Genomic DNA, 6,603 nt, shown 5'->3' with positions numbered 1-6,603 from the left:
CTTCCAACCTCCAGTCACAACTCGACGGGCTGGAACGGGATCGATCCTCCCTCAACGCCGAATTGGGTGATGTCAAAAACCAGATTGCCGCGCTCGAACAGAAACTTGCGGACGAAACGGCCCAAGTCAGCGCCCTGGAGAAGGACAAGTTGCAGTTGGAAAGCGGAACAGCATCGGCTCAGGACGAAATCGCCAGACTGCAAAAGCGCGCAGCTGAATTGGAAGCCCAGTCTGCACGAATCGGCAAAGAGCGGGAGCAACTCCGCGACGAACAATCGAAACTGGCCGCTACCCTCGAACAGGAGCGCCAGCGGTTCAAAGAGGAGGAATCTGCAAAAGCGCGCCTGGCAGAGGAGCGCGAGCGGCTTCGCGATGAGCAAGCCAAATTGGCCGCCAGCCTTGAGCAGGAACGGCAACGCTTGAAAGAAGAGGAAGCGGCGAAGGCCCGGATTGCACAGGAACGCGAGCGGTTGCTCCAGGAACAGAATCTGCTGGCCGCCAACCTCGAACAGGAACGCCAGCGCGCAGAGGCCGAGGCGGCCGAGAAGGCCCGTTTGGAGAAAGAGCGCCTGGCCAAGGAAGAGGAGATCAAACGGCTCACCAGGACACAGGAAGAATTGTCCAAATCACTTCAAGACGAGATTGCGAAAGGGAACATTACCATTCAACAGGTTCGAGACAAACTCACCATTAATATGGTCGATCGCGTCCTGTTCGACTCCGGCCGAGCGGAGATTAAGCCTGCCGGTCTCAAAGTGCTCAAACAGGTCGGCGATGTACTCAATAAAGTCACGGACAAGCAAATCAGGATCGAAGGCCACACCGACAATGTGCCGATCAGCACCAAGCTCCAAGATCGATTTAAGACGAACTGGGAATTGTCGACGGCTCGTGCCACCACCGTCGTCCGGTACCTCATCGAACAAGGCGGCGTCGATCGTGAGCAGCTCTCAGCAGTGGGCTACGCAGATACCAGGCCCGTGGACACAAATGAGACTGATGAGGGCCGCTCCTCAAACCGGCGCATCGAGATCGTGCTGTATCCCAAAGATCTCACACAAATCGTGGGACAGATAAACGATTCCAACTAACCACTGACTCTCCACCGGCAGGGAAACAGGCGGATGTCGCATCGTTTCCCTGCCGCCTTCCACACCCTGGACAGCACAAATCACTGCGGCTCTTGCCAATCGCGGCTTCTCAAGCGGCACGAGTCCCGACGAGCCAAGGCAACAAGCAGTACTCTGATGGTTGAGTCGAGGCGGCGAGCGGAGCGGCTTAAACAAAAATCTTTATACGATGGAAAAAACAAAAGAGGTGTGAGACTCTTCAAAAAACAATCTAGAACCGTATGGGATCATTTCATGATTGCTGAAGAACAAACTTGCCCTGCTGCACCCTCTGACACTTCCGCATGGGAAGAGAGCATCACCGATAGCCCGTGGAACGCCAAGTCGTTCATTGCGGCCTCCGCTGCAACGATCGGCGGACTCGCCTCGTGGATCGTGAACTTCAGTTCTCCCACTGTGGCACAGTTAGGAGGAAGTTACCTCGGCGGATTTATCCTCGGGTGGGCTTTTCGCCGCCTCCTCAGGGCCGCGGCCATGATGGCGGCGTTGACCATCGCCTGCATCGCCGTGTTGAAGTCAACCGGTTGGCTTAATCTCGACTGGCCTTCGATCGAAACGCAGGTCTCTCAAGGCATCAGATGGCTTCATGGAGAAGCGGAGGGGCTGAAGAATCTTCTCACAGGATTTTTCCCCTCAGCCGGCGCCGCCGGCGCAGGAACGTTTTTTGGGTTCCGCAAAAAATAACCAGGATGCCGATACCCCGCGCGGCATTGCCTTCCGCGACGAATCGTCCCTCGCCTCCTGATCCCGTCCTACCCCTGTCATTGTGCCACCTTCCCCATTTATACTGGCCCTCGCAAGAACCAACGCGAAAGGACCAGTCATGCGGCGTAACAAACTATCGCTCCTTCGAGTCAGCACGATTGTTTTGAGCGGAATTGCGATTTCAGCACTGACCGTCTCGCCGGCCTCTTCTACAGGTCAAGACAGTGAGATCTCCCGCGTGTATGAGCGTGCCAAGCTTGCAACAGTCGGAATCTTGGAGGACACCCAAGACGCTCGTACCCCTGATAAACCCGGAAAGATCACGGTTCGCGGTACAGGTTTTCATCTGCGCGATGGCTACATCGTCACCGCGAGGCATGCCGTCGAGAAACATACCACCTCCGGCACAATCATTCCGAAGATTATCCACGTCCTAACGACCGATCTCCACGAGCTCGTCGCTCAGAACGTCGGGGACAGCGCCTATCTCGACGTCGTCGTGTACCGTCTTAACAAGCGCGATCGCCCGATCTTGTCCACCAACGCGCCGTTCTCTTCTGAAAACGTAACTTCAGGAGCGGAAGTCTTCACAGTCGGCTATCCGATGGGATGGGGCCCGACGATGGCCTTCGGCCGCGTCGGAAATGTGAATACTTTCTTACAGACGGTTGATACACGCCTGATTCAATCCGACCTCTCAGCGTGCAGCGGCAATTCGGGGGGTGGACTCTTCAATCATGCAGGCGAAGTTGTCGGCATCATGCATGCCATCATCCAAACAGACAAGGAAGAAACACAAGTCCATTGCAGCCAAATGGCCTTCGCCATCCCGGCCACGCTGGCCGAGCGTATCGTCAACGCCGCCGTCGAAGGGAAGCCGTTGAGCTTCTCCAGGTTAGGCATCCGCATGACGGCCGTGAAGGACGGCACAAAATGGCGCATCGCTGTGAAAGACGTGACGGATCCTGCCAAGGAAGCCGGCATACAAAAGCACGATGTCTTGCTTGAAATTGAAGGAACGGAAATCCTCGATGCAGCCCACCTGAAGAATTATTTGATCGAGCGAACGACACCCGGCCAGCGCGTAGCTGTCAAAGTCCGCCGCGCGGAGGCAGACCTGACGTTTACGGTGACATTGGGAGGGGGATAAGTTCGGGGACCGGGGCAGGCACCGGAAAGGCCGGAGCCTGTCCCTCACCCGGGGAGAGCCTGGTACCAACCATTGGCCTCTGCGAGAGCTACAGGGCAATCGAACAGCTCGCTGAGATGAGTTTCCGTCAGCACCGTTTTCTTCTCGCCATCCAGGAGAATCTTTCCTTTTTTCAACAACACAACCCGCTTCACTTCTGGCGGTATCTCATGGATATGATGAGTCACAAGGAGAATCGTTTTTCCCCTCTGCATATACGTCCGCACAATGTCCAAGTAATGGAATGTCGCCGTAAGGTCGAGCCCGCTCGTCGGCTCATCCAACACCAACACGGACGGCCCATGGACGAGCGCCCTGGCAAGCAGGCACCGTCGCTGTTCTCCGGTCGACATGTTCGCAAACCGCCGGTCGATGAGAAACCCGATGCCCATATCGTCCATGACCGAGTGCGCGTGAGCGATTTGCTCGTAGGTAAAGTCCTGGTGCCCATAGGTCCCGATGCTCGCGTAGAATCCTGAGAGCACCACTTTGAGTCCCGTAACCTGTTCCATGTAGTGATGTTGCAGGTCGTGTGAAACCATCCCGAGCCGCTTGCGAACCTCCCACACGTTCCATTGCGCCTCACCGAACAGACGAACGGACGTTTCGCTTTTCGGCACCGGATGGACCTCGCCGGCCAACAACTTGAGGATCGTCGATTTCCCCGCTCCGTTTGGACCGAGTATCGCCGTATGCCGATCTACATCAAGAACGAAAGAAAGGTCCTCGAACACGCAAGTATCTCCCCGATAGACCGTGGCATGTCGAATATCGAGGATGCGACTTTCCTGGAAGGTGGATGACGCCATGCCTGACTGAAGGCGTTATGCTTCTTGAGGATCTGGATTCATTTTCGTCGTGGGCTTGCTTTTGCCGGTTGAACCCGACTGCTTCACCGATCCGGCTATCTTCGGCGTCGGTGTTCTCACATCGGCGTTCTGGGCGCGATGAAGCAGGGCGTGGTCCATGAGGACAAGCGCCATCATGGCTTCGGCTATGGGCGTGGCCCGGATGCCGACACAGGGATCGTGACGGCCGTTGGTTTCGACGGTCACCGGTTTACCCTGTTTGTCGATCGACCGGCGGGATACACGGATGCTCGACGTCGGCTTTATCCCTATTGACACTACGATGTCCTGACCGGTCGAGATTCCACCAAGAACTCCCCCTGCATTGTTCGAGAGAAACCCCTCCGGCGTCAGTTCATCTCCGTGCTCCGAACCTCGTTGTGTGACCGACGCGAAACCCGCCCCGATCTCCACGCCTTTCACCGCGTTGATGCTCATCATGGCAGCAGCCAAATCGGAATCCAATTTCGCATACACCGGCGCGCCCCACCCCACCGGCACATGTTCGGCGACGGTCGTGATCCTGGCACCGACCGAATCACCGGATTTCCGTAGCTCATCCATAAATGACTCAAGCGTCGCAACGATTTCAGAATTGGGGGAAAAAAACGGATTCGCAGCCACGGCTTCCCAACTTTTGAAAGGAATCTCATGCGGCCCGAGCTGGCTCAGATGACCTCTGATCACGACTCCATACTGTTCGTTCAGCCATTTCCTCGCGATTGCGGCAGCAGCGACACGGACTGCAGTTTCCCTCGCAGAGGACCGCCCTCCGCCACGATGATCCCTGATCCCGTATTTTTGCCAGTACGTATAGTCCGCATGACCGGGACGAAACGTGTCGATTAAATTTCCATAGTCCTTGCTGCGCTGATCTTCGTTACGAATGATGAGAGCTATCGGCGTGCCCGTCGTCTTTCCTTCGAAGACACCGGAGAGAATTTCGACGATATCGGATTCACGCCGTTGCGTAACGTGACGGGACGTGCCGGGCTTGCGGCGGTCGAGGTCTTTTTGAATATCCTCGGCGGAGAGCACCAGCCCGGGCGGACACCCATCGACCACACACCCGATGGCGGGCCCATGGCTTTCGCCGAAGGACGTGACGGTATAGATTCTGCCGAACGTATTGCCGGCCATAAACTGGCTGACTCCTTACTCGACGAGGTCGAGCTTGATCCGCAACTCTTTAAGCTGCTCCGCGCTCACCGCTGACGGTGCATCGGTCAACGGACATTGTGCCCGCTGGGTCTTTGGAAATGCGATGACATCTCGAATCGACTCCGCCTCTCCCAGCAACATGATTAGCCTGTCGAGGCCGAAGGCGATTCCGCCGTGCGGAGGTGCGCCGTAGTCCAACGCCTCAAGTAAGAAGCCGAACTTGGCATGGGCCTGCTCTTTACTGATCCCAAGCAAGTCCAGAATCCTCAGTTGCACGTCGCTACGGTGATTCCGGATACTGCCGCCGCCGATTTCGTTTCCGTTCAAGACCATGTCATAGGCCTTGGCCCGCACTTTGAGCGGCTCGGAATCAAGCAAGGGCAGATCTTCGTCCATCGGCGCAGCGAAGGGATTGTGCATAAAGATATAGCGCTTTTCCTCCGGCGAGTATTCGAGCAACGGGAAATCCGTTACCCAGACAGGCCTCCAGGCTTTCTTGTCGATCAGATCCAGTTCCTCGCCAAGCAACAGCCGGATACGGCCCAGCACATCGTGGACGACCGCCGCCTTGTCGGCTCCGAACAGGACGAGATCGCCCGGTTTCGCTTGGGGCAGCGCCGACGCAAACGCCTGTGCATCGAGGAACTTGGCAATGACGGACTCCAACTGGCCGTCCGAGGTAATCTTGAGCCAGGCCAGCCCTTTCGCGCCGAAACTTTTCGCCGTCTCCCCCAATGCATCGATCCGGCTGCGGGCGATTGTCCCGCCTCCCTTTACAATCAACGCCTTGACTATCCCGCCCTTCGCGGCTGCATCCTTGAAGACCTTGAATTCGCTCGCCGCAGCAAATTGCGTCACGTCATGAAGCGGCATATCGAAACGAAGATCCGGTTTGTCTGATCCGTAGCGACCCGTTGCCTCGGCATAGGTCATGCGAGGGAACGGAGTCGGCAGCTGCACCCCTCCGGCCTCCTGGAAAATCGTCACGATCATTCGCTCCATCAATTCCATCACTTGATCGCGATCGACAAAGGACATCTCCACATCGATCTGCGTAAACTCCGGCTGGCGGTCGTTGCGGAGATCCTCGTCGCGGAAACATCTGGCGATCTGGTAATAACGATCGACGCCGCTGACCATCAGAACTTGCTTGAAGAGCTGCGGAGATTGCGGCAACGCAAAGAACTGTCCGGCATTCACACGGCTGGGGACGAGATAATCACGCGCGCCTTCTGGCGTGCTCTTCGTCAGGATTGGGGTTTCGATTTCCAGAAACTGCTCGGCGTTGAGAAAGCCCCGGGCGGCCTGCGTGATGTTGTGCCGCATACCGAGAAGCACCTGCATCCTCGGCCGTCGCAGATCGAGGTAGCGATACTTCAAGCGGATCGCTTCCGTCACTTCCGCATCGTCTTCAATGACAAACGGCGGTGTCTTGGCTTCATTCAAGACCTCGACAGCATCCACAAACACTTCGATCTCGCCGGTCGAGAGGTTCGGATTCTTGGATTCGTCCGGGCGTGCCATGACCTGACCGGTCACCGACACAACGCACTCGCTCCGCAAGGCATGG

6 protein-coding genes are annotated in these 6,603 nt (G+C 56.8%); 3 read left to right on the top strand and 3 right to left on the bottom strand.

The window, feature by feature from the left end; genetic code table 11:
* The 3 genes from ACWVCN_RS10500 to ACWVCN_RS10490 all read left to right on the top strand — a co-directional run.
* The coding region (locus ACWVCN_RS10500) for an OmpA family protein (protein ID WP_455245621.1) at positions 1-1,091 on the top strand (1,091 nt) is incomplete at its 5' end.
* Positions 1,092-1,364: 273 nt separating this feature from the next.
* On the top strand, positions 1,365-1,814 hold the full coding sequence (locus ACWVCN_RS10495) for an FUN14 domain-containing protein (RefSeq protein WP_455245619.1): 450 nt from the start codon (positions 1,365-1,367) through the stop codon (positions 1,812-1,814).
* A 139-nt stretch (positions 1,815-1,953) separates the two neighbouring features.
* Positions 1,954-2,985 carry a S1C family serine protease gene (locus ACWVCN_RS10490; protein ID WP_455245618.1) on the top strand — a complete coding sequence of 344 codons (1,032 nt, stop codon included), beginning with the start codon at positions 1,954-1,956 and terminating at the stop codon, positions 2,983-2,985.
* A 44-nt stretch (positions 2,986-3,029) separates the two neighbouring features.
* Here the strand turns inward: ACWVCN_RS10490 and ACWVCN_RS10485 are convergent, their stop codons facing one another.
* The 3 genes from ACWVCN_RS10485 to aspS form a co-directional block, all read right to left on the bottom strand.
* Positions 3,030-3,833, bottom strand: a complete 804-nt coding sequence (locus ACWVCN_RS10485) for an ABC transporter ATP-binding protein (protein WP_455245617.1) — start codon at positions 3,831-3,833, stop codon at positions 3,030-3,032.
* Between the two features lie 15 nt (positions 3,834-3,848).
* Positions 3,849-5,012, bottom strand: coding sequence for a chorismate synthase (gene aroC / locus ACWVCN_RS10480; protein WP_455245615.1), 1,164 nt, complete (start codon positions 5,010-5,012; stop codon positions 3,849-3,851).
* Positions 5,013-5,027: 15 nt separating this feature from the next.
* On the bottom strand, positions 5,028-6,603 hold a 1,576-nt coding region (aspS, locus tag ACWVCN_RS10475; RefSeq protein WP_455245614.1), incomplete at its 5' end, for an aspartate--tRNA ligase.

The organism is Petrachloros mirabilis (genome assembly GCF_975968855.1).
The sequence above is the reverse complement of the archived record's forward strand: the minus strand, read 5'-3'. Positions and strand labels throughout refer to the sequence as shown.